Source organism: Streptomyces sp. F001 (assembly GCF_004187715.1).
GTDB lineage: Bacteria > Actinomycetota > Actinomycetes > Streptomycetales > Streptomycetaceae > Streptomyces > Streptomyces flavusporus.
On record NZ_QZWF01000012.1, the window covers coordinates 25,097 to 51,764 of the forward strand.

The 26,668-nt window shown below is 70.6% G+C and carries 23 protein-coding genes; 13 read left to right on the forward strand and 10 right to left on the reverse strand.

Annotated elements, in window-relative coordinates; genetic code table 11:
* Positions 1–159: 159 nt before the first annotated feature.
* The 4 genes from StrepF001_RS31200 to StrepF001_RS31215 all read right to left on the reverse strand — a co-directional run bounded on the left by StrepF001_RS31200 (position 160) and on the right by StrepF001_RS31215 (position 3,587).
* The gene (locus StrepF001_RS31200) at positions 160–891 is read right to left on the reverse strand and encodes an HAD family hydrolase (RefSeq protein ID WP_129801558.1); all 732 of its coding nucleotides are present in this window, start codon (positions 889–891) and stop codon (positions 160–162) included.
* An 86-nt stretch (positions 892–977) separates the two neighbouring features.
* Complete coding sequence (gene gltX, locus StrepF001_RS31205; protein WP_129801559.1) at positions 978–2,462, reverse strand: glutamate--tRNA ligase; 1,485 nt, start codon at positions 2,460–2,462, stop codon at positions 978–980.
* On the reverse strand, positions 2,455–3,231 hold the full coding sequence (locus StrepF001_RS31210) for a fumarylacetoacetate hydrolase family protein (protein ID WP_129801560.1): 777 nt from the start codon (positions 3,229–3,231) through the stop codon (positions 2,455–2,457). Before StrepF001_RS31210 ends, gltX begins: the two co-directional genes overlap by 8 nt.
* A 161-nt stretch (positions 3,232–3,392) precedes the next feature.
* A complete protein-coding gene (locus tag StrepF001_RS31215) occupies positions 3,393–3,587 on the reverse strand; it encodes a hypothetical protein (protein ID WP_129801561.1) in 195 nt (64 codons plus the stop codon).
* 579 nt (positions 3,588–4,166) lie between these two features.
* On the opposite strand from StrepF001_RS31215, the gene StrepF001_RS31220 reads away from it, so the two are divergent.
* From StrepF001_RS31220 to StrepF001_RS31255, 8 genes are all read left to right on the forward strand, one after another.
* A complete protein-coding gene (locus StrepF001_RS31220) occupies positions 4,167–7,853 on the forward strand; it encodes a nitrate- and nitrite sensing domain-containing protein (protein ID WP_129801562.1) in 3,687 nt (1,228 codons plus the stop codon).
* A gap of 9 nt (positions 7,854–7,862) precedes the next feature.
* Positions 7,863–8,276 carry a roadblock/LC7 domain-containing protein gene (locus tag StrepF001_RS31225; protein WP_129801651.1) on the forward strand — a complete coding sequence of 138 codons (414 nt, stop codon included), beginning with the start codon at positions 7,863–7,865 and terminating at the stop codon, positions 8,274–8,276.
* Positions 8,277–8,387: 111 nt separating this feature from the next.
* Positions 8,388–8,786: a DUF742 domain-containing protein gene (locus tag StrepF001_RS31230; protein ID WP_073941118.1), complete on the forward strand. Its 399-nt coding sequence runs from the start codon at positions 8,388–8,390 to the stop codon at positions 8,784–8,786.
* Positions 8,767–9,342: an ATP/GTP-binding protein gene (locus StrepF001_RS31235; protein ID WP_129801563.1), complete on the forward strand. Its 576-nt coding sequence runs from the start codon at positions 8,767–8,769 to the stop codon at positions 9,340–9,342. The genes StrepF001_RS31230 and StrepF001_RS31235 overlap by 20 nt, the downstream gene beginning before the upstream one ends.
* 391 nt (positions 9,343–9,733) lie before the next feature.
* Positions 9,734–12,958, forward strand: coding sequence for a nitrate- and nitrite sensing domain-containing protein (locus StrepF001_RS31240; RefSeq protein ID WP_129801564.1), 3,225 nt, complete (start codon positions 9,734–9,736; stop codon positions 12,956–12,958).
* Between the two features lie 10 nt (positions 12,959–12,968).
* On the forward strand, positions 12,969–13,382 hold the full coding sequence (locus StrepF001_RS31245; RefSeq protein WP_004983065.1) for a roadblock/LC7 domain-containing protein: 414 nt from the start codon (positions 12,969–12,971) through the stop codon (positions 13,380–13,382).
* Positions 13,383–13,476: 94 nt separating this feature from the next.
* Positions 13,477–14,055: a DUF742 domain-containing protein gene (locus tag StrepF001_RS31250; RefSeq protein WP_129801565.1), complete on the forward strand. Its 579-nt coding sequence runs from the start codon at positions 13,477–13,479 to the stop codon at positions 14,053–14,055.
* Positions 14,036–14,617 (forward strand): ATP/GTP-binding protein, encoded by a 582-nt coding sequence (locus StrepF001_RS31255; RefSeq protein WP_030216560.1) that lies wholly within the window; start codon positions 14,036–14,038, stop codon positions 14,615–14,617. The genes StrepF001_RS31250 and StrepF001_RS31255 overlap by 20 nt, the downstream gene beginning before the upstream one ends.
* 133 nt (positions 14,618–14,750) lie before the next feature.
* On the opposite strand, the gene StrepF001_RS31260 is transcribed toward StrepF001_RS31255, so the two are convergent.
* From StrepF001_RS31260 to StrepF001_RS31270, 3 genes are all read right to left on the reverse strand, one after another.
* Positions 14,751–14,945, reverse strand: a complete 195-nt coding sequence (locus tag StrepF001_RS31260) for an acyl-CoA carboxylase subunit epsilon (RefSeq protein ID WP_129801566.1) — start codon at positions 14,943–14,945, stop codon at positions 14,751–14,753.
* A gap of 56 nt (positions 14,946–15,001) precedes the next feature.
* Complete coding sequence (locus StrepF001_RS31265; RefSeq protein WP_129801567.1) at positions 15,002–16,609, reverse strand: acyl-CoA carboxylase subunit beta; 1,608 nt, start codon at positions 16,607–16,609, stop codon at positions 15,002–15,004.
* A gap of 226 nt (positions 16,610–16,835) precedes the next feature.
* Positions 16,836–17,675: an SDR family NAD(P)-dependent oxidoreductase gene (locus StrepF001_RS31270; protein WP_129801568.1), complete on the reverse strand. Its 840-nt coding sequence runs from the start codon at positions 17,673–17,675 to the stop codon at positions 16,836–16,838.
* 320 nt (positions 17,676–17,995) lie between these two features.
* On the opposite strand from StrepF001_RS31270, the gene hpnR (StrepF001_RS31275) reads away from it, so the two are divergent.
* Positions 17,996–19,495: a hopanoid C-3 methylase HpnR gene (hpnR, locus tag StrepF001_RS31275; protein ID WP_129801569.1), complete on the forward strand. Its 1,500-nt coding sequence runs from the start codon at positions 17,996–17,998 to the stop codon at positions 19,493–19,495.
* 18 nt (positions 19,496–19,513) lie between these two features.
* The gene (locus tag StrepF001_RS31280) at positions 19,514–20,392 is read left to right on the forward strand and encodes a DMT family transporter (RefSeq protein ID WP_129801570.1); all 879 of its coding nucleotides are present in this window, start codon (positions 19,514–19,516) and stop codon (positions 20,390–20,392) included.
* On the opposite strand, the gene StrepF001_RS31285 is transcribed toward StrepF001_RS31280, so the two are convergent.
* Together StrepF001_RS31285 and hpnR (StrepF001_RS31290) are read right to left on the reverse strand one after the other, a co-directional pair.
* The gene (locus tag StrepF001_RS31285) at positions 20,289–21,281 is read right to left on the reverse strand and encodes a DMT family transporter (protein ID WP_129801571.1); all 993 of its coding nucleotides are present in this window, start codon (positions 21,279–21,281) and stop codon (positions 20,289–20,291) included. The genes StrepF001_RS31280 and StrepF001_RS31285 overlap by 104 nt on opposite strands.
* Before the next feature lie 18 nt (positions 21,282–21,299).
* Entirely contained in the window at positions 21,300–22,799 is a 1,500-nt protein-coding gene (gene hpnR, locus StrepF001_RS31290) for a hopanoid C-3 methylase HpnR (protein WP_129801569.1), read from the reverse strand.
* A gap of 320 nt (positions 22,800–23,119) precedes the next feature.
* On the opposite strand from hpnR (StrepF001_RS31290), the gene StrepF001_RS31295 reads away from it, so the two are divergent.
* From StrepF001_RS31295 to StrepF001_RS31305, 3 genes are all read left to right on the forward strand, one after another.
* Positions 23,120–23,959: an SDR family NAD(P)-dependent oxidoreductase gene (locus tag StrepF001_RS31295; protein ID WP_129801568.1), complete on the forward strand. Its 840-nt coding sequence runs from the start codon at positions 23,120–23,122 to the stop codon at positions 23,957–23,959.
* Positions 23,960–24,185: 226 nt separating this feature from the next.
* Entirely contained in the window at positions 24,186–25,793 is a 1,608-nt protein-coding gene (locus tag StrepF001_RS31300) for an acyl-CoA carboxylase subunit beta (protein WP_129801567.1), read from the forward strand.
* 56 nt (positions 25,794–25,849) lie between these two features.
* The gene (locus tag StrepF001_RS31305) at positions 25,850–26,044 is read left to right on the forward strand and encodes an acyl-CoA carboxylase subunit epsilon (protein ID WP_129801566.1); all 195 of its coding nucleotides are present in this window, start codon (positions 25,850–25,852) and stop codon (positions 26,042–26,044) included.
* A 133-nt stretch (positions 26,045–26,177) separates the two neighbouring features.
* Here the strand turns inward: StrepF001_RS31305 and StrepF001_RS31310 are convergent, their stop codons facing one another.
* Entirely contained in the window at positions 26,178–26,618 is a 441-nt protein-coding gene (locus StrepF001_RS31310) for an ATP/GTP-binding protein (protein WP_129801572.1), read from the reverse strand.
* Positions 26,619–26,668: the final 50 nt, after the last annotated feature.

Genomic DNA, 26,668 nt, shown 5'->3' on the forward strand with positions numbered 1-26,668 from the left:
CTACCTGGACTCGAACCAAGACTAACTGAACCAGAATCAGTCGTGCTGCCAATTACACCATAGGCCACTGGAACGCAAGCCCCTGAGGGGATCTTGTTCTAGCTTTGCGCTGTCGGTTTCCGGCCTCTCGGCCCGCTCCCCGGCGGCGCAGGAAGAACATTACCTGAAGGTGGACGGGGCTCCAAAACGGCTTTCCGAGCCGAGGATCGCGGGGAGTTCGGTGAGCGAGGCGATCCGGTGCGGTCCGGTGGAGGCGTCACCGCTGGTGTACGCGCCGCCACGGTCGATCCAGACCGACAGCAGTCCGGCGTCGGCGGCGCCCCGCCCGTCGATCTCCGGGTGGTCTCCGACGTACGCGACGAGATGCGGCGGCAGGGTCAGCGCCTCGCACACCGCGAGGAAGGCGCCGGCCTCGGGCTTGGAGACGCCGAGCTCGGCGGCGCACAGCACGGCCTCGAAGCGGTCGCGCACGCCCAGAACGCGCAGCTTGCGGTCCTGGACGTGCAGGCTGGAGTTGGAGAGCACCGCGTGCCGGTGGCTGGCGGCGAGGGCGTCCAGGGCGGGCAGTACGTCCGGGAAGAGGGCCCAGGCGGCCTCGTAGTGCCCGAGGTACCGCTCGAACCAGGCCTCGGCCTCGGCGCCGCTGAGATCCTCGCCGAGAAACACCCGTACGCGGTCCCGCCGCTGCTCCTCGAAGGACACCTCACCGGCGGCGAACCGCGCCCACTGCCGGTCCGTGACCTGCCGCCAGTGCGCGAGGGCCTGCTCGACGCTGTCGTACCCGTCGAGCAGGCCCTCGGCCGCCAGGTGCGCGCCCATTCCGGCGCGGTCCGCGGTCGTGTAGTCGAAAAGCGTGTCGTCGACGTCCCAGACCACGGCCTGAATGCTCATGGTCCGACGGTAACCCGGCGACCGCGGGTTCCGGGCGGGTACGGCGAAGGGGCGGCACCCGTTCCGGATGCCGCCCCTCGTGTGCGCTACGCCGTCAGCTTCGCCAGCGCCGCGTCGATACGGGCCAGCGTCTTCTCCTTGCCCAGGACCTCCAGGGACTCGAAGAGCGGCAGGCCGACCGTGCGGCCGGTGACGGCGACCCGGACCGGGGCCTGGGCCTTGCCGAGCTTGAGGCCGTGCGCCTCACCGGCGGCCAGGACGGCCTCCTTCAGGGACTCGGCGGAGTTCCAGTCGGCCGCGTCGAGCTTCTCGCGGGCGGTGCGCAGCAGGGCGTCGGAGCCCTCCTTCATCGCCTTGTTCCAGCTCGCCTCGTCGAAGACCGGCTCCGGCAGGAACAGGAAGTCGACGTTGTCGGTGATCTCGGAGAGGACCTTCAGACGGGTCTGTGCGTGCGGGGCGATGGCCTGCCACTTCACCTCGTCGAAGGCCTCCGGGGCCCATGGGGCGAACGGGGCCTGGAGCCACGGGCGGCAGCGCTCTGTGAAGTCCTTCACATCGAGCAGGCGGATGTGGTCGCCGTTGATCGCCTCGCACTTCTTGAGGTCGAAGCGGGCCGGGTTGGGGTTCACGTCCGCGATGTCGAAGGCCGCGACCATCTCGTCCATGGTGAAGATGTCCTGGTCGGCCGAGAGCGACCAGCCGAGGAGCGAGAGGTAGTTGAGGAGGCCCTCGGGGAGGAAACCGCGCTCCCGGTAGAGGTTGAGCGACGACTGCGGGTCGCGCTTGGAGAGCTTCTTGTTGCCCTCACCCATCACGTACGGCAGGTGCCCGAACTCCGGGACACCCTTGGCGATGCCCAGCTCGATCAGCGCCTTGTACAGGGCGATCTGGCGCGGGGTGGAGGAGAGCAGGTCCTCGCCGCGCAGGATGTGCGTGATCTCCATCAGGGCGTCGTCGACCGGGTTCACGAGCGTGTAGAGGGGAGCGCCGTTCGCTCGGACGATCCCGTAGTCCGGGACGTTCTCCGGCGTGAACGTCAGCTCGCCGCGGACCAGGTCCGTGAAGGTGATCGTCTCGTCCGGCATGCGGAAGCGGACGATCGGGGTGCGGCCCTGCGCCTGGTACTCGGCGACCTGCTCGGCGGTGAGCTCGCGGCAGTGGCCGTCGTAGCCGGACGGCTTACCGGCCGCGCGGGCGGCCTCGCGGCGGGTGTCCAGCTCCTCCTGGGAGCAGTAGCAGTGGTAGGCGTGGCCGGCGTCCAGGAGCTTCTGGGCCACGTCCTTGTAGATGTCCATGCGCTGCGACTGGCGGTACGGGGCGTGCGGGCCGCCGATCTCCGGGCCCTCGTCCCAGTCGAAGCCGAGCCAGCGCATCGCGTCGAGCAGCTGCTCGTAGGACTCCTCGGAGTCGCGGGCCGCGTCGGTGTCCTCGATACGGAAGACCAGGGTGCCGCCGTGGTGCCGCGCGAACGCCCAGTTGAACAGGGCGGTGCGGACCAGGCCCACGTGGGGGTTACCGGTGGGCGACGGACAGAAACGTACGCGAACGGGGGAGCCGGGTGCGCTAGCCACGCTTGACAACCTTGTTGGTGAGAGTGCCGATGCCTTCGATGCTGACGGAGACCTCGTCGCCGACAGCGAGGGGGCCGACCCCCGCGGGGGTGCCCGTGAGGATCACGTCGCCGGGGAGCAGCGTCATGGCCTCGGAGATGTTGACGATCAGATCCTCGATCGGGTGGATCATCTCGCTGGTGCGGCCGAGCTGGCGTTGCTGTCCGTTGACGGTGAGCTGGATGGTGAGGTCCGACGGGTCGACGTCCGTCTCCACCCAGGGGCCGAGCGGGCAGGAGGTGTCGAAGCCCTTGGCCCTGGCCCACTGCTTCTCGCGCCTCTGCACGTCACGGGCGGTGATGTCGTTGGCGCAGGTGTAGCCCAGGATCACGTCCTTGACGCGCTCGCGCGGGACCTCGCGGCACAGGCGGCCGATCACGACGGCCAGCTCGGCCTCGTGGTGGAGTTCCTCGGAGAAGGAGGGGTACTGGATCTCGTCGCCGGGGCCGATCACCGAGGTGGACGGTTTGAAGAAGGCGAACGGGGCGTCCGGGACCTCGTTGCCCAGCTCACGCGCGTGCTCGGCGTAGTTGCGGCCGAAGGCCACGACCTTGTTGGGGAGCACCGGCGGCAGCAGCCGGACCTTGCTCAGCGGGACCTTCGTACCGGAGAGCTCGAAGTCCGCGAACGGGATGCCCTTGATGATGTCGAGGACGAGCTCGTCCGGCTGGTCGCCCTCGACCGCGCCGAAGGCGACGTTCCCGTCGATGGAGAACCTGGCGATGCGCACGGGATGCTTGGCCCCTTGACTGAGCTGGCTGAAGTCTGACGCTCCAGGCTATCTCGGCGGGGCCTGTCCGGTGGATCAGGCTGGAGGGGAAGGAACGGCAGCGTCTCGGCTTCACAGGCCCCTCGCGCGTCACTGCGCAAGGGGGCCTGTGGAGTGCTTGCCTAGCCCTGCTCCGCCGCGGCAGCCCCGGCCGGGACGTCCATCAGGACCGTGCGGCGGGGGTTGGCGGTCTGGGTCGGGAGGTCGACGGAGTGCTCCGGGTGATCCGGGGTCTGCAGTTCGTCGGCGTCGTCGAGGTGCGCCAGCGTCGTGCGCCGCGGGTTGGCTATCGTGCGGAACATCATCGTCGTCTTCACGGTTGTACTGAACCCTGTCGTGTACGGGGCGCCGGAAGCGCCGGTTGGCAGAAGGTCTCCTCTTGTAAAGCGTCAGGCTAAACATCCGATTCCCAGCGGATGGCACGCAGCGCCCTGCGGCCGCGTGTGAGTTTGCTCACGATCTCGAGCTCAAACCGGTCAATTCAGGCTGGCAACTCATACCAATGAAACGGACATTGACCCCCTGAAGCCGACATTCCGCTCCTGATCATCGCGACTGGGACACCCCGCCCGCCTCGACGACTCGCTCAGAAATGTCCGCTATAAGGCGGAGGTCGCTCTACGTGTCGTGACGCACCCCTCACGCGGTGTCACGGATGTCACAGCCTGACCAACTGGCCTTGTTGGAGATCCGGCACTGTGCTGGAATTCCACGGACCGCCGCAGGATCGAGCCGGTGCGCAGGGGGCGCGAAACAGCGCCGAGTGGCGGCAAGAAGGGGGAGTCCAGCGCCGGTCACTCACGACCATCCGGGTGCGCATTCAGGGCGCTCCCGATCGACGCCGACACCGTCCTTCCGTTCGCGGAGGGGCGCCTGGTCCAGAGGTTGCGACGCTAGTGCAGGGACGTTTCAAGAGGGATGGCAGCGCTTCGGCGGAGCCGGAGCCGCACGGCGGGACCGACCGCGGTTCCTCGCCCCAGCACGCCCAGGGCCCGGGCCCGTCCGGTGACGGCGGTGCGCGCCCCGGCGCATCGGCGCCTTCGGGCACTCCGGCGGCCGCTCCGGCGGTGAAGCCTCCGCAGGGATCGAGCGGCCCCGGGCCGCGCATAGCCCTGCGCAACTGGCGCATCTCCACCCGTCTGGTGTCGCTGCTCGCGCTGCCGGTGGTCGCGGCCACCTCGCTCGGCGCACTGCGTATCAACCAGTCCATGGACGACATCCAGCAGCTCGACAACATGAAGCTGCTGACGGAAATGACCAAGCAGGCGACCGAACTGGCCGCCGCGCTCCAGGAGGAGCGCGACCAGTCCGCCGGCCCGCTGGCGCACGGCTCGACGGCCAGCACGACCACGGTCAAGGGCCTCCAGACCAAGACGGACCGGGCGCTGGAGAACTTCCTCGCCGCCTCCGAGGAGGTCGACTCCGCCAGCAAGGACGGCAACCTCCAGGGCGTCCGCGACAGCCTGGTCGGCCTCGCCCGCGATCTCAACGGCCTCAACGAGATCCGCAGCAACGCCTACGAGGCCGAGGACAACTCCACGCAGACGGTGGAGGCCTACCACCGCCTCATCACGCACCTGCTCGACCTCTCGCAGGACATGGCGGAGGCGACCAGCAACCCCGACATGATCCAGCGCACCCGCGCCCTGTCGGCGTTCTCCTCCGCCAAGGAGTACGCGTCGATCCAGCGCGCGGTCCTGGCGGCGGCGCTGCCCGCGAACACCAAGACGGCCGCCGACCTGTCCGAGAACGACCGGCTGTACGCAGAATCGGCGCTGGAAAGCCAGATATCCGAACTGCGCAGCTTCACCAGCATCTTCGGTGAAGGGGCCGAGGAGCTCCTCAAGCCCATCGACCGGGGCAACTCCGTCATCGAGGCCACCGACACCTACGCCGGCCGCGCGCTGCGGGAGAACGGCCTCGCCGGGTTGGAGAGGCGCTCCTACCGGGACTGGCTGGACGACAGCTCCACCAAGATCCAGCAGATGAAGAACATCGAGCGCAAGCTGCTCGAGGACATGGAGCAGCAGGCCCGCGAGCTGCGCAGCGAGTCGGAGCGCGAGGCGATCATCTCCGGTGCGCTGATCCTGCTCGTGCTCGGCGTCTCGCTGGTCGGCGCCTTCGTGGTGGCCCGGTCCATGATCCGCTCGCTGCGCCGCCTGGAGGACACCGCGACGAAGGTCGCCCAGGACCGGCTGCCCGAGCTGGTCAAGCAGCTGTCCGAGTCCGACCCGCAGGACGTGGACACGTCCGTGGAGTCGGTCGGTGTGCACTCCCGCGACGAGATCGGCCGAGTGGCCGCGGCGTTCGACGACGTGCACCGCGAGGCGGTCCGCCTCGCCGCCGAGCAGGCCCTGCTGCGGGGCAACGTCAACGCGATGTTCACCAACCTCTCGCGTCGCTCCCAGGGCCTGATCCAGCGCCAGCTGTCGCTGATCTCCGAACTGGAGTCCCGGGAAGCGGACCCGGACCAGCTGGCCTCGCTGTTCAAGCTGGACCACCTCGCCACCCGTATGCGCCGTAACGGCGAGAACCTCCTCGTCCTCGCGGGTGAGGAGCCCGGCCGACGCTGGACCCGCCCGGTCCCGCTGGTCGACGTGCTCCGCGCCGCCGCGTCCGAGGTGGAGCAGTACGAGCGCATCGAGCTGGCCGCGGTGCCGACCACCCAGGTCGCCGGCCGCGTGGTCAACGACCTCGTGCACCTGCTCGCCGAGCTGCTGGAGAACGCCACGTCGTTCTCCTCGCCGCAGACCAAGGTCAAGGTCACCGGTCACGCCCTGCCCGACGGCCGGGTGCTGATCGAGATCCACGACACCGGCATCGGCCTCTCGCCCGAGGACCTCGCCCAGATCAACGAGCGGCTCGCCTCGCCGCCCACCGTGGACGTCTCCGTCTCCCGGCGCATGGGTCTGTTCGTGGTCGGCCGGCTGTCGCAGCGGCACGGCATCCGGATCCAGCTGCGCCCGTCCGACTCCGGTGGTACGACCGCGCTGGTCATGCTGCCCGTCGACGTCGCCCAGGGCGGCAAGAAGCCGCAGGGCAAGCCCGGTCAGGGTGGCGCCGGTGGCCCGGCCGCGGCGCAGGCCGCCGCCGGTGTGGCCGCGGCCCGCCGTGACAACGGCGGTTCGCTGGGCGCCGGTGCGCCCGCCGCGGGTGCCCTCGGGGCCGGTGCGTCCGGTGGCGGTGGCCGGCTCGGTGCCGGCCAGGGGCCGCGGGCCGAGCTGCCGGGCCGGGACTCGGGCGGCCGTCCGGGGGCTCCGGGCGGTGCACGCGGACCGCAGATGCCCCAGGGCCGGCCCACCCCGGCGGGCATGGGCTCCCAGGCCTCCGGTGGCCCGCAGGGCCAGGACGGCCGCGGCAACGTGCCGCCGCAGCGCGGCGACGCGGGCGCGGGTACCGAGCGCAGCCGGCGTGGACGTCAGCCGCAGCTGCCGCCGCGCGGTGGCGCACGGGCCGAGCTGCCGGGCAGCAACCAGCAGTCCCGGCCGAGCTGGAGCGACGAGAACGCGCAGCCGCCGGTGCCGCGCGCCGCGCTGGACACCCCGCGCGGCCACGAGGAGCCGGACGTCTCGCAGACGGCCCGGATGCCCCGCGTGAACGACCGCCAGGGCCCCGGCGCCACCGCCGAGATGCCGGCGGTTCCGCGGATCGACGACCGCCAGGGCTCCGGCGCCCCGAACGGCCAGCAGAACAGCGGCCAGTTCGTCCGCCCGGACGTCTTCGGCACGCAGAACGGGCCGAACAACTCGTCCACGACGGGGCAGTTCGCCGCACCTCAGGCGCACGACAACGGCTCCACCGGCCAGTACGCCGCTCCGCCGCAGTACGACAACGGCTCCACCGGCCAGTTCCCGGCGCCCCAGGCGTACGGCAACGGCTCCACGGGACAGTTCCCGGTTCCTCAGGCTTACGACAACGGGGCTACCGGCCAGTTCTCCACGCCGGGCCACGACGGCTCCTCGACCGGGCAGCACACGCTGCCCGGCGGCCACCAGAACCCCTCGGGTCCGGGCCAGTACGAGCGGCCGCAAGGCGACTTCGGTGCCCAGCGGCCCCCGGCCCCGCAGCGTCCGCAGAGGCCCGCCCGCCCGGAGCCGGAGGCGCTGCCGCCGGCCTCGGGCCCCGGTGACGGGCGTACGCCGCTGTACGACACGCTGGAGACCAACTGGTTCCACGGCCAGCAGGGTCAGCAGCCCGAGCCACAGCGCCGGCCCGACCGGCCGCAGGGCAACGGCTCCGCACCGGCCCCGCGCCAGCCGCAGGCCTCCGCGGCCCCTCAGCGCCCCGCCGCCGCCTGGCGCAGCTCGCCGAACGACGATCTCGTCCGGCAGGCGGAACGCGTCCGGCAGCCGGCCGCGGGCGGTGTCACCACCTCCGGTCTGCCGCGCCGGGTGCCCCGGGCGAACCTCGTCCCGGGCACTGCTCAGCAGCAACCGCACCAGAGCGGTCCGCAGGTCTCGCGTGCGCCCCAGGACGTGCGCGGTCGGCTGACCAACCTCCGTCGGGGTATCGCACAGGGCCGTCAGGCCGGGTCCGGCCAGACGGGCAGCTTCCCGAGCCCCACTCACCAGCAGGAGCGTTAGTTGAGTCCGATGAGCCAGGCGGCACAGAACCTGAACTGGTTGATCACCAACTTCGTGGACAACACCCCCGGGGTGTCCCACACCGTCGTCGTGTCCGCCGACGGTCTCCTCCTGGCGCTGTCGGAGGGCTTTCCGCGCGACCGGGCCGACCAGTTGGCGGCGGTCGCGTCGGGGCTCACCTCGCTGACGGCCGGGGCCTCCCGGATCTTCGAGGGGGGCGACGTGGCGCAGACCGTCGTGGAGATGGAGCGAGGTTTCCTTTTCCTCATGTCCATCTCGGACGGCTCGTCCCTGGCCGTTCTCGCGCACCCCGACTGCGACATCGGTCTCGTCGGCTACGAGATGGCGCTGCTGGTCGACCGCGCGGGCGCGGTGCTCACGCCCGACCTGCGCGCCGAACTGCAAGGAAGTCTGCTCCACTAGCGATCCCGGATCCACCCGTCTCACCAAATCACCGTCCGGCCGCCACAATCCCCCCACCGGCCCCCGTCAGACGGCACGACTGACCAACTTGCTGTCCCGCCCGGAGGATTCATGACCCCGCCCACCGCCTCTCATGATCCGTACACAGATCCGTACGGGGACGAGGGCGACCAGCCGCTGGTACGTCCGTACGCGATGACCGGCGGCCGGACCCGGCCGCGCTACCAGCTCGCCCTCGAGGCACTGATCAGCACAACGGCCGACCCGGCAGCGCTCATGGGGCTGCTCCCGGAGCACCAGCGCATCTGCCATCTGTGCCGCGAGGTGAAGTCGGTCGCCGAGGTGTCGGCACTGCTCGCCATGCCGCTCGGGGTGGCCCGGATCCTCGTGGCGGACCTCGCCGAGGCCGGACTCGTGGCCGTCCACCAGCCGGGCGGCGACGAGAACAACGGCGGTGCTCCGGACGTGACACTGCTCGAAAGGGTGCTCAGTGGACTTCGCAAGCTCTGAACCGAGAGGCGCCACCACATCGGCGAAGATCGTGGTGGCGGGCGGCTTCGGCGTGGGCAAGACCACGTTCGTCGGCGCCGTCTCGGAGATCAACCCGCTGCGCACGGAGGCCGTCATGACGTCTGCTTCGGCAGGCATCGACGACCTCACCCACACCGGGGACAAGACGACCACCACGGTCGCCATGGACTTCGGCCGTATCACCCTGGACCAGGACCTGATCCTGTACCTGTTCGGTACGCCGGGCCAGGACCGCTTCTGGTTCATGTGGGACGACCTGGTGCGCGGCGCCATCGGCGCGGTGGTGCTGGTGGACACGCGCCGGCTGGCGGACTGCTTCCCGGCCGTGGACTACTTCGAGAACAGCGGTCTGCCGTTCGTCGTCGCCCTCAACGGCTTCGACGGCCAGCAGCCGTACCAGCCCGACGAGGTCCGCGAGGCACTCCAGATCGGCCCGGACACCCCGATCATCACCACTGACGCCCGGCACCGCGCGGACGCCAAGTCCGCGCTGATCACGCTGGTCGAGCACGCTTTGATGGCCCGGCTGAAGTAGCACTCAAATAGGCAGCGCCGTACGGCAGTTGCCGTAGACATATGAGTACGGATGCTGAAGCCGGCTGTGGCCTTTGACACGGTCGGCTTCGGTGTTCATAACGTTTCGGCAGAGGAATCGGGTGGCACGGCCACGCGTCGCGGTCGACTGGTGTCGCTGCGCGCACAAAAGCCCCGTCTTTTGACGGGGCTCGCTCTTTATGACCGTTTTATCTGGGGCCTTGATCGCTCGGAATCCCCGTCATCCCATGTTTGGAAGAGCGCAGGTCGACGTGCTGGAATGCCTGAACTGCCCAAAGGTCAAAGACGTACTTGATGGTCGTTGGCGAAGTGGGCTCTGAGACACAGCGGCACGACGTAGGTGCCGACGCCGCCGAGAGGTTGTTGGTCGAGTGAGGCGAAGCAACAAAGGTCCCGAGCCGCCCGCCCGGGGCAACTTCACCCCGCCGTCGCGCGGAGCGGCGCCCGCCCCCGTTGTGCCCGGTCCGGAGCCGACGGCCGCGCCCGCCCCGAGCGGCGGCCGTTTCTCCCCGCGCAACTGGCGGGTGGCCACCCGACTGAACGCGATCCTGCTGATTCCCGTACTGGTCGGCCTGGTCATGGGCGGCTTCCAGGTGAGCAGCTCGATCGACACCTGGCAGGAGGCCGAGGACGCGGAGAACACCGCGCGTCTGGTCCGGGCCGCCCTGAGCTACGGCGACGCGCTCTACAACGAGCGTGACGTCACCGCCTCCCCGCTCCTGACGGGCAAGGGCCAGGACGACCCCGCGGTCGTCCAGGCCCGCAAGAAGACGGACGAGGCCGCCGACGCCTTCGACGAGGCTGCGCAGAACATGCCGGAGAAGGCCGGTCTGGAGCGCCGTCTGGGCCTGTTCCGCGAGGAGGAGCCCAAGCTTCAGAACCTGCGCGCGGCCGCGTACACGAGCAAGCTCGACGGTGTGAAGACCGAGGAGGGCTACGTCGCCGTCGCCCACCCGCTGATGGAGATGGCCAACGAGCTCGGTCTGGGCACCGGAAACATCACCAGCTACGGCCGTACGGTCTACGCGATCTCGCTGACCAAGGCGGCGCTGTCGCTGGAGCGCTCCATCGGTACGCACCTGCTGATCAAGCCCGGCCCGAAGCCCACCGACCTGGCCAGGCAGCGCGTCGCCCTGTCCTCCTACGCCTACCTCGAGGGCATCGCCGTCCAGGAGTACATCGGCGGTGGCACCGAGGCAGACGCGCAGAAGCTCGAGGACGCCGAGACGCAGATCCGGGCGGACGGCCAGGAAATGGCCAAGCAACAGCTGGCCAAGAACCCGGATTACAAGGCGCCGCCGGCCAAACCGGAGGACATGGTCGCGGCGATCTCGGGCCTGCAGTCCGCCGACGACCTCGACGCGCTCGCCCAGCAGGGCATCACCGCGACGAACTGGTGGGCGGTCAACACGCTCAAGTACGACGCCTACCGCCAGATCGAGTCGGACCTGGCCGACACCGCGGTGAGCGAGGCCGCGAGCATCGCCGACGACGCCAAGCGGGACGCCTTCATCGTGGGTGCCGCCGTCGTGGTCGCCCTGCTCGCCGCGTTCATCCTGGCCGGCATGGTGGCCCGCCAGATGAGCCGCTCGATGCGCCAGCTGCGCAACGCCGCCTTCGGCATCGCCGAGCAGCGTCTGCCGATGCTGGTCGACCAGCTCTCGCGGACCGACCCCGGTCGCGTCGACACCCGTGTGTCGCCCATCCCGATCACCTCCACGGACGAGATCGGCGAGGTCGCCCGGGCCTTCGACCAGGTCCACCGCGAGGCCGTCCGGCTCGCCGCCGAACAGGCGCTGCTGCGGGGCAACATCAACGCGATCTTCACCAACCTGTCGCGGCGCAACCAGTCGCTGATCGAGGGCCAGCTGACCCTGATCACCGACCTGGAGAACAACGAGGCCGACCCGGACCAGCTGGAGAACCTCTTCCGCCTGGACCACCTGGCCACCCGTATGCGCCGCAACGGCGAGAACCTCCTGGTCCTCGCCGGCGAGGAGCCCGGCCGCCGCTGGGACCAGCCGGTCCCGCTGGTCGACGTGCTGCGCGCCGCCTCCTCCGAGGTGGAGCAGTACGAGCGCATCGAGATATCCGGTGTCCCGGAGGCCGAGATCCACGGCCGCGCCGTGACCGACCTCGTGCACCTGCTGGCCGAGCTGCTGGAGAACGCGACGACGTTCTCCTCGCCGCAGACCAAGGTTCGGGTGACCGCAACCCGGCTGCCCGACGGTCGGGTCATGATCGAGATCCACGACAAGGGCATCGGCCTGACCGCCGAGGACTTCGCGGACATCAACCACAAGCTGGCCAACCCGCCGACCGTGGACGCCGCGATCTCCCAGCGCATGGGCCTCTTCGTGGTCGGCCGGCTGTCCGACCGGCACGGCATCCGCGTCCAGCTGCGCCCCTCCGGCGAGCAGGCCGGCACCACGTCGCTGGTCATGCTCCCCGACGCCATCACGCACGGCGGTGGCGGCGAACAGGCGCCGGACCGCGAGGAGTTCACGGTCTCGCAGATCATCCCGGAGCAGCAGCTCCAGGGTGAGAGCTTCAACCACCCGCCGATGCGCACGGCCGCCGAACTCGGCTTCGACGACAGCCGCTACGTCGAGGTCCCCGACGACATCCGCGAGCTGGACCCGGTGGGCCGCTCCCTGATGCGCGAGGAGCGCCGCGCGGCCCTGGAGGCCCAGACGCACGGCCCGCAGGGCACCGAGGCGCCCACGTACGGCGACGGCTTCGACGGCCAGCAGGCCTACGACAACGGCCGGCAGGCGTACGACAACGGCCAGAACGGCTACCCGGACCAGTCCGCGGCCTACGGGCAGCAGACCGGTTACGAGGAGCAGACGGCGTACGAGGAGCAGCAGCAGCCGTCGTACGACGAGCCGTACTACGCGCCGAACGGCATGCCGCAGGGCGACGGTTTCGCGACCAACGGCGGCTACCCGGAGCCCGCATATGCGGAGCCGGCCCAGGAGGAGCCCGCCGCCGCCCCGACGCGTTCCGCGGAGAGCTTCTCGGCCTTCGACGAGCAGTCCTACCAGGGCGACTGGCAGCAGCGGGACGGCTACCGGAACGACTACCCGGACCAGTACGCTCCCGAAGCGGAATCTCCGCAGGCCGCTGACGCAAGTGAGCGGGACCGCGTAGGCTTCGACCGTCCGGGCACGGGCCAGTCCGCCGGCCACCACCTGACCGACGCCGGGCTCCCCCGTCGCGGGTCCAACGGCGGCGGGCAGGGCACGGGCCGGCCCGCGAACCGGGAACCGGCAGCCCCCTCGGCTCAGAGCAACGGCGACGACGGCTGGCGCTCGGCGAACGACGAGCGGTGGCAGCAGGCCTCCCAGCTCCGTAAGCCCAAGGCGGGTGGAGTCACCTCCTCCGGCCTGCCGCGGCGGGTGCCCAAGGCCAATCTGGTCGAGGGCGCGGCGGAGACGACCCCGCAGGGCGGCCCCCAGGTCTCCCGCGCTCCCGAGGACGTCCGGGGCAGGCTGAGCAACCTGCGCCGGGGTGTCCAGCGGGGACGCACCGCAGGAAGTGAAACGAACGGCCAGGGCTTCGGTCCTGACAGCACCTACAACCAGGAGCGTTAGTGTGAGCCCGATGAGCCAGGCGGCACAGAACCTGAACTGGTTGATCACCAACTTCGTGGACAACACCCCCGGGGTGTCCCACACCGTGGTGGTCTCCGCCGACGGACTCCTTCTGGCGATGTCCGAAGGCTTCCCCCGCGACCGCGCCGACCAGCTCGCGGCCGTCGCCTCCGGTCTGACCTCACTGACCGCCGGCGCCTCGCGCATCTTCGAGGGCGGCAGCGTGAACCAGACGGTTGTGGAGATGGAGCGAGGATTCCTCTTCATCATGTCCATTTCCGACGGGTCGTCGCTCGCCGTTCTGGCCCACCCGGAAGCGGACATCGGCCTCATTGGGTACGAGATGGCTCTTCTGGTGGACCGTGCCGGTACGGTCCTGACCCCGGATCTCCGTGCGGAGCTCCAGGGAAGCCTTCTCAACTAACAGACAGACGGTGCGTTTTCGCGTCCCGTGGCCGTAAGGTTTCGGGACGCGGCTCCACAGCGATGGGTGCCCGGCACAGTCGGAGGAGGAGAAAGTGGCAACACCCCCAAGCGGTTCGTCTTCGGGCAACTGGTCGTACGGCCCTGGCCAGGGTCAGAACGACGGTTCCCAGAACCGGTACAACTTCCCCTCCACGCCGAGCCACCGGCAGCCGTACGCGCCACAGGGCCCCGGGCCCTCGCCGTACGACCAGCCGGCCGCGCCGCGCATCCAGCCCGTGCAGCCGCAGCGCCGCACCCCTGAGCCGGCGCCCGGCGGGGCGTCGAACAGCCACAACCCCCTGGTGCGCCCGTACGCGATGACGGGCGGCCGCACCAGGCCGCGGTACCAGCTCGCCATCGAGGCGCTGGTGCACACCACCGCGGCTCCGCACCAGATGCAGGGTCAGCTGCCCGAGCATCAGCGGATCTGCAACCTCTGCCGGGAGATCAAGTCGGTGGCCGAGATCTCGGCTCTGCTCACGATCCCCCTCGGCGTGGCCAGGATCCTCGTCGCCGACTTGGCGGAGGCGGGCCTGGTCGCCATCCATCAGCCCGGCGGCGACGAGAACGCCGGCGGCCAGCCAGACGTGACACTGCTCGAAAGGGTGCTCAGTGGACTTCGCAAGCTCTAGCGGCGGTCCTTCCCGCTCCACCACCTCCGCGAAGATCGTGGTGGCGGGCGGCTTCGGCGTGGGCAAGACCACGTTCGTCGGCGCCGTCTCGGAGATCAACCCGCTGCGCACGGAGGCCGTCATGACGTCTGCTTCGGCAGGCATCGACGACCTCACCCACACCGGGGACAAGACGACCACCACGGTCGCCATGGACTTCGGCCGTATCACCCTGGACCAGGACCTGATCCTGTACCTGTTCGGTACGCCGGGCCAGGACCGTTTCTGGTTCATGTGGGACGACCTGGTGCGCGGCGCCATCGGCGCGATCGTCCTGGTCGACACGCGCAGGCTCGCCGACTGCTTCCCGGCCGTCGACTACTTCGAGAACAGCGGCCTGCCGTTCGTCATCGCCCTCAACGGCTTCGACGGCCAGCAGCCGTACCAGCCCGACGAGGTCCGCGAGGCACTCCAGATCGGCCCGGACACCCCGATCATCACCACCGACGCCCGGCACCGCGCGGACGCCAAGTCCGCGCTGATCACGCTGGTCGAGCACGCCCTGATGGCGCGCCTGCGGTAGCGCTGCCGCGCGATGCACGTAAGGGGCGCCCTCTCCGTTCGGAGAGGGCGCCCCTTTTGCGTGTGCGCGGCCACCGGGTTGCCTCGAAAGGTGGTTCGCCGTCTGCGGGTCGTGCGTGGTTACTCGCGCGGTTCTACCGCCAGCTGTGCGGGGCCCGGAAGCCGGGCTCGCGCTCCAGGCGGCGCCAGCCGGCCTTGGCGCGGCCGCGGTGTGCCGGGGTCGTCGTGGACGTGCGTGCCGCCGCCCGGGCCAGGAGGATCGCCGTGATGGCGGCGACTTCCTCGGGCTCGGCGTGGCCCTTCTCGACGCGGATGTCAGGGTTGTTCATGGGATCAGTCTCCGTGGATGAGGTTTCCGCGGGGGTACCGCAGAGGTTCCGCCGGGTTACTGCGGGGGGTTGCCGTGCTTGCGCGAGGGCAGGTCGGCGTGCTTGCTGTGCAGCATCGCCAGGGACCTGATCAGTACCTCGCGGGTTTCCGCGGGGTCGATGACGTCGTCCACCAGACCGCGCTCGGCGGCGTAATACGGGTGCATCAGCTCGGACTTGTACTCCTTGACCATGCGTGCCCGCATGGCCTCGGGGTCCTCGGCCTCGGCGATCTGGCGGCGGAAGATGACGTTGGCGGCACCCTCCGCGCCCATCACTGCGATCTCGTTCGTCGGCCAGGCGTACGTGAGGTCCGCACCGATGGACTGGCTGTCCATCACGATGTAGGCACCTCCGTAGGCCTTACGCAGGATCAGGCTGATCCGTGGCACCGTCGCGTTGCAGTACGCGTACAGCAGCTTGGCGCCGTGCCGGATGATCCCGCCGTGCTCCTGGTCGACACCCGGAAGGAACCCGGGGACGTCCAGGAAAGTGACGATCGGAATGTTAAAAGCGTCACACATCTGCACAAAGCGCGCAGCTTTTTCGGATGCCTCGATGTCCAACACGCCTGCCAGCACCTGCGGCTGATTGGCGATGATGCCGACGACCTGTCCGTCGAGGCGGGCCAGCGCGCAGATGATGTTCCGCGCCCAGCGCTCGTGGACCTCCAGGTACTCGCCGTCGTCGACGATCTCCTCGATGACCTTCGCCATGTCGTACGGCCGGTTGCCGTCCGCCGGGACCAGGTCGAGCAGGAGGTCGGAGCGGCGGTCGGGGGCGTCCGTGGACTCCACCCGCGGCGGGTTCTCCCGGTTGTTCTGCGGGAGCAGCGACAGGAGGTAGCGCACCTCGGCGAGGCAGGTCTCCTCGTCGTCGTACGCGAAGTGGCAGACACCGCTCGTCTCGGCGTGCACGTCGGCGCCGCCCAGGCCGTTCTGGGTGATCTCCTCGCCGGTCACCGCCTTGACCACGTCCGGGCCGGTGATGAACATCTGCGAGGTCTCACGGACCATGAACACGAAGTCGGTCAGCGCGGGACTGTAGGCCGCACCGCCGGCGCACGGGCCGAGCATCACGCTGATCTGCGGGATGACACCGGACGCCTTGGTGTTGCGCTGGAAGATGCCGCCGTAGCCGGCCAGCGCGCTGACGCCCTCCTGGATGCGGGCGCCGGCACCGTCGTTGAGGGAGACCAGCGGGGCCCCGGCCGCGATGGCCATGTCCATGATCTTGTGGATCTTCGTGGCGTGGGCCTCGCCCAGGGCACCGCCGAAGATGCGGAAGTCATGGGCGTAGACGAAGACCGTACGGCCCTCCACCGTGCCCCATCCGGTGATCACACCGTCGGTGTACGGCTTCTTGGCCTCCAGGCCGAACCCGGTCGCCCGGTGCCGGCGCAGCTGCTCGACCTCACGGAAGGTGCCCGGGTCCAGCAGCAGCTCGATCCGCTCCCGGGCGGTCAGCTTGCCCTTGGCGTGCTGCGCCTCGGTCGCCCTCTCGCTCGGGCCGGCCACCGCCTGCGTGCGGATCTGGTGCAGCTCGGCCACTCGCCCGCGCGCGTCCGTCGGCTCGCCCGTCGGCTCGCTCGTCGACTCACCGGTCGCCTCATCCAAAACGGTCATGTAGCGACCTTACGAAGGACAACCGGGAAAGCGGGCCGTCGACTCCGTACAGTCTCCGGGGTGTTTTCCTGGTACCCCTTAACAGAACCAGGGGGGCATGCAGGCGTTCCGACTGCTCAGAGGGCTTCGGGTTTGTAGGGGTCGTACAAACTCGTCGGCTGGGAGTCACGTCACATTCAGGTCGGGCGCATGCCATCCCTCGGGTGACACGTGAGGATACCGGGCCTCAGCCGAAGCGGTTCAGCAGCCGGCGGTACACCGCGGGCGCGAGGCCGCGCACCCGGCCCGGCAGGGTCAGCCAGCCGGGGACATAGACGTCGTCCCGGCCACGCCGGACCGCGTCCCAGACCGTGGCGGCGACCCGGCCGGGCGGCGTGGGGCGTGGGCGGGTGCGCTGGTAGGGAGTGCCGCGGCGGGCGAAGAAGGCGGTGTCCACCGGGCCCGGCACAACGAGCGTCACGCCCACTCCGGTGCCGCGCAGTTCCTGCCGCAGGGCCTCGGCGAACGCGGCGATGCCGGCCTTGGCGGCGGAGTAGACGGCCTCCTCCCGCACCCCCACACAGCCCGCGACCGAGCCGACGAGCACCACCCGTCCGCGGCCGGCGCTCACCATGGCGGGCAGGACCTCCCGGACCAGCAGCAGCGTGGCGTTGAGGTCGACGGTCAGCACCCGGTCGATGGCGGTGGCCGGCATCGTCACGAAGGGGCCGGCCCAGCCGATGCCCGCTCCGGCGACCAGGACGTCGATCCGGCCCGTGGCGCGCAGCGCGGACTCGGCCAGCAGGCGGGGACCGTCGGGGGCGGCGAGGTCGGCGGGCAGGACGAGGGCCGATGTCCCGGCGGCCGTCTCCTCCAGCCGGATCCGGTCCCGTCCGCTGACGATCAGTTGCCAGCCGCCGGTGGCGAAGCGCCGGGCGGTGGCGGCGCCGATGCCCGAAGAAGCACCGGTGACGAGTGCCACGGGCCGGTCGGTGCGGTGCGGCGGCCGGTGTTCGCGCACCGCGGCCGGAGTGGGGGCGGGACGTGCCTTCGGGTCGTAGGTGGAACCGGAGCCGGTGTGGGTCACTAGTCGGTCTCCCTGCGCTGTGGGTCCGGTTTTCCGGGACACGTAGTCCAGGACACCGCCTGTGCGGTCCCCGGCGCCAGTTCTGGGGCGGTCCGTCCGCGGCGAGCTCACCCGAATCGCCGCCCGCCGCCCGGTCGTCCCTTCGGTGAGTCGGGGCCGCACCGGTCACGTACCGGCGCGGCAGGACCACTCCTGCGGGCCGCGGGGTACACCCAGGCGGCGGTACGGGCGGGACGGGCGCGGGTTTACCGGGATACGAAGGGGAGACCCCGGAAGCTCCCCCAACTCCGGTTCCGGCCGGTTCACGTGGCGAGGTCACCATGCGATTGCTGCTCGTCCACCCCAGCGCCCTGATGTATTCCGAGATCTTCCTGCGGCTCGAACCTCTGGGCCTGGAACGGGTGGCGGGCGCCGCTCGGGACGCCGGGCACGAGGTGCGGGTCGTGGATCTGCAGGTGACCGGCCGGAGGCAACTGCGCGACGAGGTCCGGTCCTTCCGCCCTCAGGCTCTCGGGGTCTCGCTGAACTACCTCGCGAACATCCCGGAGGCGATCGAGCTGGCCGCCGAGGTGAAGCGGGCGGTACCGGGCTGCTTCGTGTTCTTCGGCGGGCACAGTGTGTCCTTCGTCGCCGAGGAGGTGCTGGAGCAGGCCGAGGGGGCGGTGGACGCGGTGGTCCGCGGCGAGGGCGAGCCGGCCGTCGCGCCGCTGCTGGCGGCGGTCCGCGACGGCGGGGTGCCGGGGGTGCCCGGGATCGTCACGGCCGAGGGGCGTGGTCCGGCGCCGCTGATGGTGCACAGCATCGACTCCCCCGTCCCGGCGCGCGACCTGATGCGCAACCGGCGCCGTTACTTCATCGGCGAACTGGACCCGTGCGCCTCCGTCGAGTTCACCCGCGGCTGCCCCTGGGACTGCTCGTTCTGCTCGGCGTGGACGTTCTACGGCCGCAGTTACCGCAAGGCCTCCCCCGAGGCGGCGGCGGCCGACCTGGCGGGCATCCGGGAGCCCAACGTGTTCATCGTCGACGACGTCGCCTTCATCCGGCCCGAACACGGGGACGCCATCGCCGCGGAGGTGGAGCGCCGCCGCATCCGCAAGCGCTACTACCTGGAGACGCGCAGCGACGTACTGCTGCGCCACCCCGAGGTGTTCGAGCGGTGGGCGCGGCTGGGGCTGCGTTACATGTTCCTCGGCATGGAGGCGATCGACGCGGAGGGACTGGAGCTGTACCGCAAGCGGGTCAGCCCCGACGAGAACCTCCGTGCCCTTCGGACGGCCCGCCGGCTCGGCATCAAGGTCGCCATCAACCTGATCGTCGACCCGGCCTGGGACGAGGAACGCTTCCGGGTGGTGCGGGAGTTCGCGCTGGCCGTGCCGGAGATCGTGCACTTCACCGTGATGACGCCGTATCCGGGGACGGAGATCTGGCACACCGAGTCGCGCCGGCTCACCACCCGCGACTACCGCCTCTTCGACATCCAGCACGCCGTGGTGCCCACGGCCCTGCCGTTGGAACGGTTCTACGAGGAGCTGGTGCGCACCCAGGCCGTGATCAACCGCAAGCATCTGGGACTGCGCACGGCCTTCGGCGCGGCCCGCGTGCTCGGCCGCAACCTGCTGCACGGGCAGACGAACTTCGCCCGCATGCTGTGGAAGTTCAACCAGGTCTACAACCCGCGCCGCCAGATCGCCGATCACACCAGGCCCGTCCACTACGAACTGCCCCTGCCGCAGCACCTCGACGTCACCGACCGGCGTCAGCTGTACGTCCACACCCGGGGGGCGACGCAGGGCGCACCGGGCCACCGGGCCACCGAGTAACCGGACGGGCGCGGGCGTATGCCGATCGCCGTCCTCGCCTCGCTCGCCGCCGCTGTCTGCTTCGCCGTCGCGGGCGTCCTCCAGCAGTGGGCGGCGGGCGGGCGGCCGGACGAAGAGGCGCTGTCCCCGCGCCTGTTGGGCCATCTGGTGCGGGAGCCGCTGTGGCTGTGCGGGATCGGACTGGCCGTGGTGGCGTACGGATTCCAGTCGCTGGCCCTGGCGTTCGGGCCGCTCAGCCTCGTCCAGCCGCTGATCGTCGCCGAGTTGGTGTGTGCCGTGCCACTGTCCGCGTGGCTGCACCGCATGCGGCTCGGTGGCCGGGAGTGGTTCGGCACGCTCGCCGTGGCCGTCGGCCTCGCCCTCGCCCTGCTCTCCGCCCGCCCGCACGGCGGCCGTCCGGAGTCGGCGGGTGCGCTGTCCTGGCTGCTGATCCTGGGCGCGACCGCCGCGCTGGTCGCCGCTGCGCTGACGGCCGCCCGGCTGCTGACCGGGCCCTGGCGGGCGTCGGCGACGGCCCTGGCGGCCGGGGCGGTCATGGGCACCCAGTCCGTCCTGCTGGCCGCCACCGTGGAACGCCTGAGGCACGGGCTCGGCTCCGCACTGTCCGCCTGGCAGACCTACGCCCTGGTGGCGGCCAGTGTGGTGGGCCTGCTGCTCATCCAGAGCGCCTTTCAGCAGGGCCCGTTGGCCGCGAGCATGACGGTGATCGACGCGACGGAGCCGGTGGTCGCCGTGACCGTGGGCACGACGGTCTTCGGGGAGGCCACCCGCACGGGCTGGCCGGTCAGCGCGGTCACGGTGACGGGGCTTGCGCTGGTGGCGGCCGGGATCGTGAGCCTGGACTCGTCACCGGTGATCGCGGCGCTGCGAGGGCGGCGGGCGGGTGGTACGGCGTGAGCCGGCCGGCGCACGCCGTACCACCCGCCCGCCGCCCTCGCAGCGCCGCGATCACCGGTGACGAGTCCAGGCTCACGATCCCGGCCGCCACCAGCGCAAGCCCCGTCACCGTGACCGCGCTGACCGGCCAGCCCGTGCGGGTGGCCTCCCCGAAGACCGTCGTGCCCACGGTCACGGCGACCACCGGCTCCGTCGCGTCGATCACCGTCATGCTCGCGGCCAACGGGCCCTGCTGAAAGGCGCTCTGGATGAGCAGCAGGCCCACCACACTGGCCGCCACCAGGGCGTAGGTCTGCCAGGCGGACAGTGCGGAGCCGAGCCCGTGCCTCAGGCGTTCCACGGTGGCGGCCAGCAGGACGGACTGGGTGCCCATGACCGCCCCGGCCGCCAGGGCCGTCGCCGACGCCCGCCAGGGCCCGGTCAGCAGCCGGGCGGCCGTCAGCGCAGCGGCGACCAGCGCGGCGGTCGCGCCCAGGATCAGCAGCCAGGACAGCGCACCCGCCGACTCCGGACGGCCGCCGTGCGGGCGGGCGGAGAGCAGGGCGAGGGCGAGGCCGACGGCCACGGCGAGCGTGCCGAACCACTCCCGGCCACCGAGCCGCATGCGGTGCAGCCACGCGGACAGTGGCACGGCACACACCAACTCGGCGACGATCAGCGGCTGGACGAGGCTGAGCGGCCCGAACGCCAGGGCCAGCGACTGGAATCCGTACGCCACCACGGCCAGTCCGATCCCGCACAGCCACAGCGGCTCCCGCACCAGATGGCCCAACAGGCGCGGGGACAGCGCCTCTTCGTCCGGCCGCCCGCCCGCCGCCCACTGCTGGAGGACGCCCGCGACGGCGAAGCAGACAGCGGCGGCGAGCGAGGCGAGGACGGCGATCGGCATACGCCCGCGCCCGTCCGGTTACTCGGTGGCCCGGTGGCCCGGTGCGCCCTGCGTCGCCCCCCGGGTGTGGACGTACAGCTGACGCCGGTCGGTGACGTCGAGGTGCTGCGGCAGGGGCAGTTCGTAGTGGACGGGCCTGGTGTGATCGGCGATCTGGCGGCGCGGGTTGTAGACCTGGTTGAACTTCCACAGCATGCGGGCGAAGTTCGTCTGCCCGTGCAGCAGGTTGCGGCCGAGCACGCGGGCCGCGCCGAAGGCCGTGCGCAGTCCCAGATGCTTGCGGTTGATCACGGCCTGGGTGCGCACCAGCTCCTCGTAGAACCGTTCCAACGGCAGGGCCGTGGGCACCACGGCGTGCTGGATGTCGAAGAGGCGGTAGTCGCGGGTGGTGAGCCGGCGCGACTCGGTGTGCCAGATCTCCGTCCCCGGATACGGCGTCATCACGGTGAAGTGCACGATCTCCGGCACGGCCAGCGCGAACTCCCGCACCACCCGGAAGCGTTCCTCGTCCCAGGCCGGGTCGACGATCAGGTTGATGGCGACCTTGATGCCGAGCCGGCGGGCCGTCCGAAGGGCACGGAGGTTCTCGTCGGGGCTGACCCGCTTGCGGTACAGCTCCAGTCCCTCCGCGTCGATCGCCTCCATGCCGAGGAACATGTAACGCAGCCCCAGCCGCGCCCACCGCTCGAACACCTCGGGGTGGCGCAGCAGTACGTCGCTGCGCGTCTCCAGGTAGTAGCGCTTGCGGATGCGGCGGCGCTCCACCTCCGCGGCGATGGCGTCCCCGTGTTCGGGCCGGATGAAGGCGACGTCGTCGACGATGAACACGTTGGGCTCCCGGATGCCCGCCAGGTCGGCCGCCGCCGCCTCGGGGGAGGCCTTGCGGTAACTGCGGCCGTAGAACGTCCACGCCGAGCAGAACGAGCAGTCCCAGGGGCAGCCGCGGGTGAACTCGACGGAGGCGCACGGGTCCAGTTCGCCGATGAAGTAACGGCGCCGGTTGCGCATCAGGTCGCGCGCCGGGACGGGGGAGTCGATGCTGTGCACCATCAGCGGCGCCGGACCACGCCCCTCGGCCGTGACGATCCCGGGCACCCCCGGCACCCCGCCGTCGCGGACCGCCGCCAGCAGCGGCGCGACGGCCGGCTCGCCCTCGCCGCGGACCACCGCGTCCACCGCCCCCTCGGCCTGCTCCAGCACCTCCTCGGCGACGAAGGACACACTGTGCCCGCCGAAGAACACGAAGCAGCCCGGTACCGCCCGCTTCACCTCGGCGGCCAGCTCGATCGCCTCCGGGATGTTCGCGAGGTAGTTCAGCGAGACCCCGAGAGCCTGAGGGCGGAAGGACCGGACCTCGTCGCGCAGTTGCCTCCGGCCGGTCACCTGCAGATCCACGACCCGCACCTCGTGCCCGGCGTCCCGAGCGGCGCCCGCCACCCGTTCCAGGCCCAGAGGTTCGAGCCGCAGGAAGATCTCGGAATACATCAGGGCGCTGGGGTGGACGAGCAGCAATCGCATGGTGACCTCGCCACGTGAACCGGCCGGAACCGGAGTTGGGGGAGCTTCCGGGGTCTCCCCTTCGTATCCCGGTAAACCCGCGCCCGTCCCGCCCGTACCGCCGCCTGGGTGTACCCCGCGGCCCGCAGGAGTGGTCCTGCCGCGCCGGTACGTGACCGGTGCGGCCCCGACTCACCGAAGGGACGACCGGGCGGCGGGCGGCGATTCGGGTGAGCTCGCCGCGGACGGACCGCCCCAGAACTGGCGCCGGGGACCGCACAGGCGGTGTCCTGGACTACGTGTCCCGGAAAACCGGACCCACAGCGCAGGGAGACCGACTAGTGACCCACACCGGCTCCGGTTCCACCTACGACCCGAAGGCACGTCCCGCCCCCACTCCGGCCGCGGTGCGCGAACACCGGCCGCCGCACCGCACCGACCGGCCCGTGGCACTCGTCACCGGTGCTTCTTCGGGCATCGGCGCCGCCACCGCCCGGCGCTTCGCCACCGGCGGCTGGCAACTGATCGTCAGCGGACGGGACCGGATCCGGCTGGAGGAGACGGCCGCCGGGACATCGGCCCTCGTCCTGCCCGCCGACCTCGCCGCCCCCGACGGTCCCCGCCTGCTGGCCGAGTCCGCGCTGCGCGCCACGGGCCGGATCGACGTCCTGGTCGCCGGAGCGGGCATCGGCTGGGCCGGCCCCTTCGTGACGATGCCGGCCACCGCCATCGACCGGGTGCTGACCGTCGACCTCAACGCCACGCTGCTGCTGGTCCGGGAGGTCCTGCCCGCCATGGTGAGCGCCGGCCGCGGACGGGTGGTGCTCGTCGGCTCGGTCGCGGGCTGTGTGGGGGTGCGGGAGGAGGCCGTCTACTCCGCCGCCAAGGCCGGCATCGCCGCGTTCGCCGAGGCCCTGCGGCAGGAACTGCGCGGCACCGGAGTGGGCGTGACGCTCGTTGTGCCGGGCCCGGTGGACACCGCCTTCTTCGCCCGCCGCGGCACTCCCTACCAGCGCACCCGCCCACGCCCCACGCCGCCCGGCCGGGTCGCCGCCACGGTCTGGGACGCGGTCCGGCGTGGCCGGGACGACGTCTATGTCCCCGGCTGGCTGACCCTGCCGGGCCGGGTGCGCGGCCTCGCGCCCGCGGTGTACCGCCGGCTGCTGAACCGCTTCGGCTGAGGCCCGGTATCCTCACGTGTCACCCGAGGGATGGCATGCGCCCGACCTGAATGTGACGTGACTCCCAGCCGACGAGTTTGTACGACCCCTACAAACCCGAAGCCCTCTGAGCAGTCGGAACGCCTGCATGCCCCCCTGGTTCTGTTAAGGGGTACCAGGAAAACACCCCGGAGACTGTACGGAGTCGACGGCCCGCTTTCCCGGTTGTCCTTCGTAAGGTCGCTACATGACCGTTTTGGATGAGGCGACCGGTGAGTCGACGAGCGAGCCGACGGGCGAGCCGACGGACGCGCGCGGGCGAGTGGCCGAGCTGCACCAGATCCGCACGCAGGCGGTGGCCGGCCCGAGCGAGAGGGCGACCGAGGCGCAGCACGCCAAGGGCAAGCTGACCGCCCGGGAGCGGATCGAGCTGCTGCTGGACCCGGGCACCTTCCGTGAGGTCGAGCAGCTGCGCCGGCACCGGGCGACCGGGTTCGGCCTGGAGGCCAAGAAGCCGTACACCGACGGTGTGATCACCGGATGGGGCACGGTGGAGGGCCGTACGGTCTTCGTCTACGCCCATGACTTCCGCATCTTCGGCGGTGCCCTGGGCGAGGCCCACGCCACGAAGATCCACAAGATCATGGACATGGCCATCGCGGCCGGGGCCCCGCTGGTCTCCCTCAACGACGGTGCCGGCGCCCGCATCCAGGAGGGCGTCAGCGCGCTGGCCGGCTACGGCGGCATCTTCCAGCGCAACACCAAGGCGTCCGGTGTCATCCCGCAGATCAGCGTGATGCTCGGCCCGTGCGCCGGCGGTGCGGCCTACAGTCCCGCGCTGACCGACTTCGTGTTCATGGTCCGTGAGACCTCGCAGATGTTCATCACCGGCCCGGACGTGGTCAAGGCGGTGACCGGCGAGGAGATCACCCAGAACGGCCTGGGCGGCGCCGACGTGCACGCCGAGACGAGCGGTGTCTGCCACTTCGCGTACGACGACGAGGAGACCTGCCTCGCCGAGGTGCGCTACCTCCTGTCGCTGCTCCCGCAGAACAACCGGGAGAACCCGCCGCGGGTGGAGTCCACGGACGCCCCCGACCGCCGCTCCGACCTCCTGCTCGACCTGGTCCCGGCGGACGGCAACCGGCCGTACGACATGGCGAAGGTCATCGAGGAGATCGTCGACGACGGCGAGTACCTGGAGGTCCACGAGCGCTGGGCGCGGAACATCATCTGCGCGCTGGCCCGCCTCGACGGACAGGTCGTCGGCATCATCGCCAATCAGCCGCAGGTGCTGGCAGGCGTGTTGGACATCGAGGCATCCGAAAAAGCTGCGCGCTTTGTGCAGATGTGTGACGCTTTTAACATTCCGATCGTCACTTTCCTGGACGTCCCCGGGTTCCTTCCGGGTGTCGACCAGGAGCACGGCGGGATCATCCGGCACGGCGCCAAGCTGCTGTACGCGTACTGCAACGCGACGGTGCCACGGATCAGCCTGATCCTGCGTAAGGCCTACGGAGGTGCCTACATCGTGATGGACAGCCAGTCCATCGGTGCGGACCTCACGTACGCCTGGCCGACGAACGAGATCGCAGTGATGGGCGCGGAGGGTGCCGCCAACGTCATCTTCCGCCGCCAGATCGCCGAGGCCGAGGACCCCGAGGCCATGCGGGCACGCATGGTCAAGGAGTACAAGTCCGAGCTGATGCACCCGTATTACGCCGCCGAGCGCGGTCTGGTGGACGACGTCATCGACCCCGCGGAAACCCGCGAGGTACTGATCAGGTCCCTGGCGATGCTGCACAGCAAGCACGCCGACCTGCCCTCGCGCAAGCACGGCAACCCCCCGCAGTAACCCGGCGGAACCTCTGCGGTACCCCCGCGGAAACCTCATCCACGGAGACTGATCCCATGAACAACCCTGACATCCGCGTCGAGAAGGGCCACGCCGAGCCCGAGGAAGTCGCCGCCATCACGGCGATCCTCCTGGCCCGGGCGGCGGCACGCACGTCCACGACGACCCCGGCACACCGCGGCCGCGCCAAGGCCGGCTGGCGCCGCCTGGAGCGCGAGCCCGGCTTCCGGGCCCCGCACAGCTGGCGGTAGAACCGCGCGAGTAACCACGCACGACCCGCAGACGGCGAACCACCTTTCGAGGCAACCCGGTGGCCGCGCACACGCAAAAGGGGCGCCCTCTCCGAACGGAGAGGGCGCCCCTTACGTGCATCGCGCGGCAGCGCTACCGCAGGCGCGCCATCAGGGCGTGCTCGACCAGCGTGATCAGCGCGGACTTGGCGTCCGCGCGGTGCCGGGCGTCGGTGGTGATGATCGGGGTGTCCGGGCCGATCTGGAGTGCCTCGCGGACCTCGTCGGGCTGGTACGGCTGCTGGCCGTCGAAGCCGTTGAGGGCGATGACGAACGGCAGGCCGCTGTTCTCGAAGTAGTCGACGGGCCGGGAAGCAGTCGGCGAGCCTGCGCGTGTCGACCAGGAGATCGCGCCGATGGCGCCGCGCACCAGGTCGTCCCACATGAACCAGAAACGGTCCTGGCCCGGCGTACCGAACAGGTACAGGATCAGGTCCTGGTCCAGGGTGATACGGCCGAAGTCCATGGCGACCGTGGTGGTCGTCTTGTCCCCGGTGTGGGTGAGGTCGTCGATGCCTGCCGAAGCAGACGTCATGACGGCCTCCGTGCGCAGCGGGTTGATCTCCGAGACGGCGCCGACGAAAC

Bases quoted from the DNA above. Each gene is read 5' to 3' on its own strand.
- StrepF001_RS31200 (WP_129801558.1), bottom strand. From the start codon at position 891: ATGAGCATTCAGGCCGTGGTCTGGGACGTCGACGACACGCTTTTCGAC.
- StrepF001_RS31225 (WP_129801651.1), top strand. From the start codon at position 7,863: ATGAGCCAGGCGGCACAGAACCTGAACTGGTTGATCACCAACTTCGTG.
- StrepF001_RS31230 (WP_073941118.1), top strand. From the start codon at position 8,388: ATGACCCCGCCCACCGCCTCTCATGATCCGTACACAGATCCGTACGGG.
- StrepF001_RS31245 (WP_004983065.1), top strand. From the start codon at position 12,969: ATGAGCCAGGCGGCACAGAACCTGAACTGGTTGATCACCAACTTCGTG.
- StrepF001_RS31260 (WP_129801566.1), bottom strand. From the start codon at position 14,945: ATGAACAACCCTGACATCCGCGTCGAGAAGGGCCACGCCGAGCCCGAG.
- StrepF001_RS31265 (WP_129801567.1), bottom strand. From the start codon at position 16,609: ATGACCGTTTTGGATGAGGCGACCGGTGAGTCGACGAGCGAGCCGACG.
- hpnR (WP_129801569.1), top strand. From the start codon at position 17,996: ATGCGATTGCTGCTCGTCCACCCCAGCGCCCTGATGTATTCCGAGATC.
- StrepF001_RS31280 (WP_129801570.1), top strand. From the start codon at position 19,514: ATGCCGATCGCCGTCCTCGCCTCGCTCGCCGCCGCTGTCTGCTTCGCC.
- StrepF001_RS31285 (WP_129801571.1), bottom strand. From the start codon at position 21,281: ATGCCGATCGCCGTCCTCGCCTCGCTCGCCGCCGCTGTCTGCTTCGCC.
- hpnR (WP_129801569.1), bottom strand. From the start codon at position 22,799: ATGCGATTGCTGCTCGTCCACCCCAGCGCCCTGATGTATTCCGAGATC.
- StrepF001_RS31300 (WP_129801567.1), top strand. From the start codon at position 24,186: ATGACCGTTTTGGATGAGGCGACCGGTGAGTCGACGAGCGAGCCGACG.
- StrepF001_RS31305 (WP_129801566.1), top strand. From the start codon at position 25,850: ATGAACAACCCTGACATCCGCGTCGAGAAGGGCCACGCCGAGCCCGAG.
- StrepF001_RS31310 (WP_129801572.1), bottom strand. From the start codon at position 26,618: ATGACGTCTGCTTCGGCAGGCATCGACGACCTCACCCACACCGGGGAC.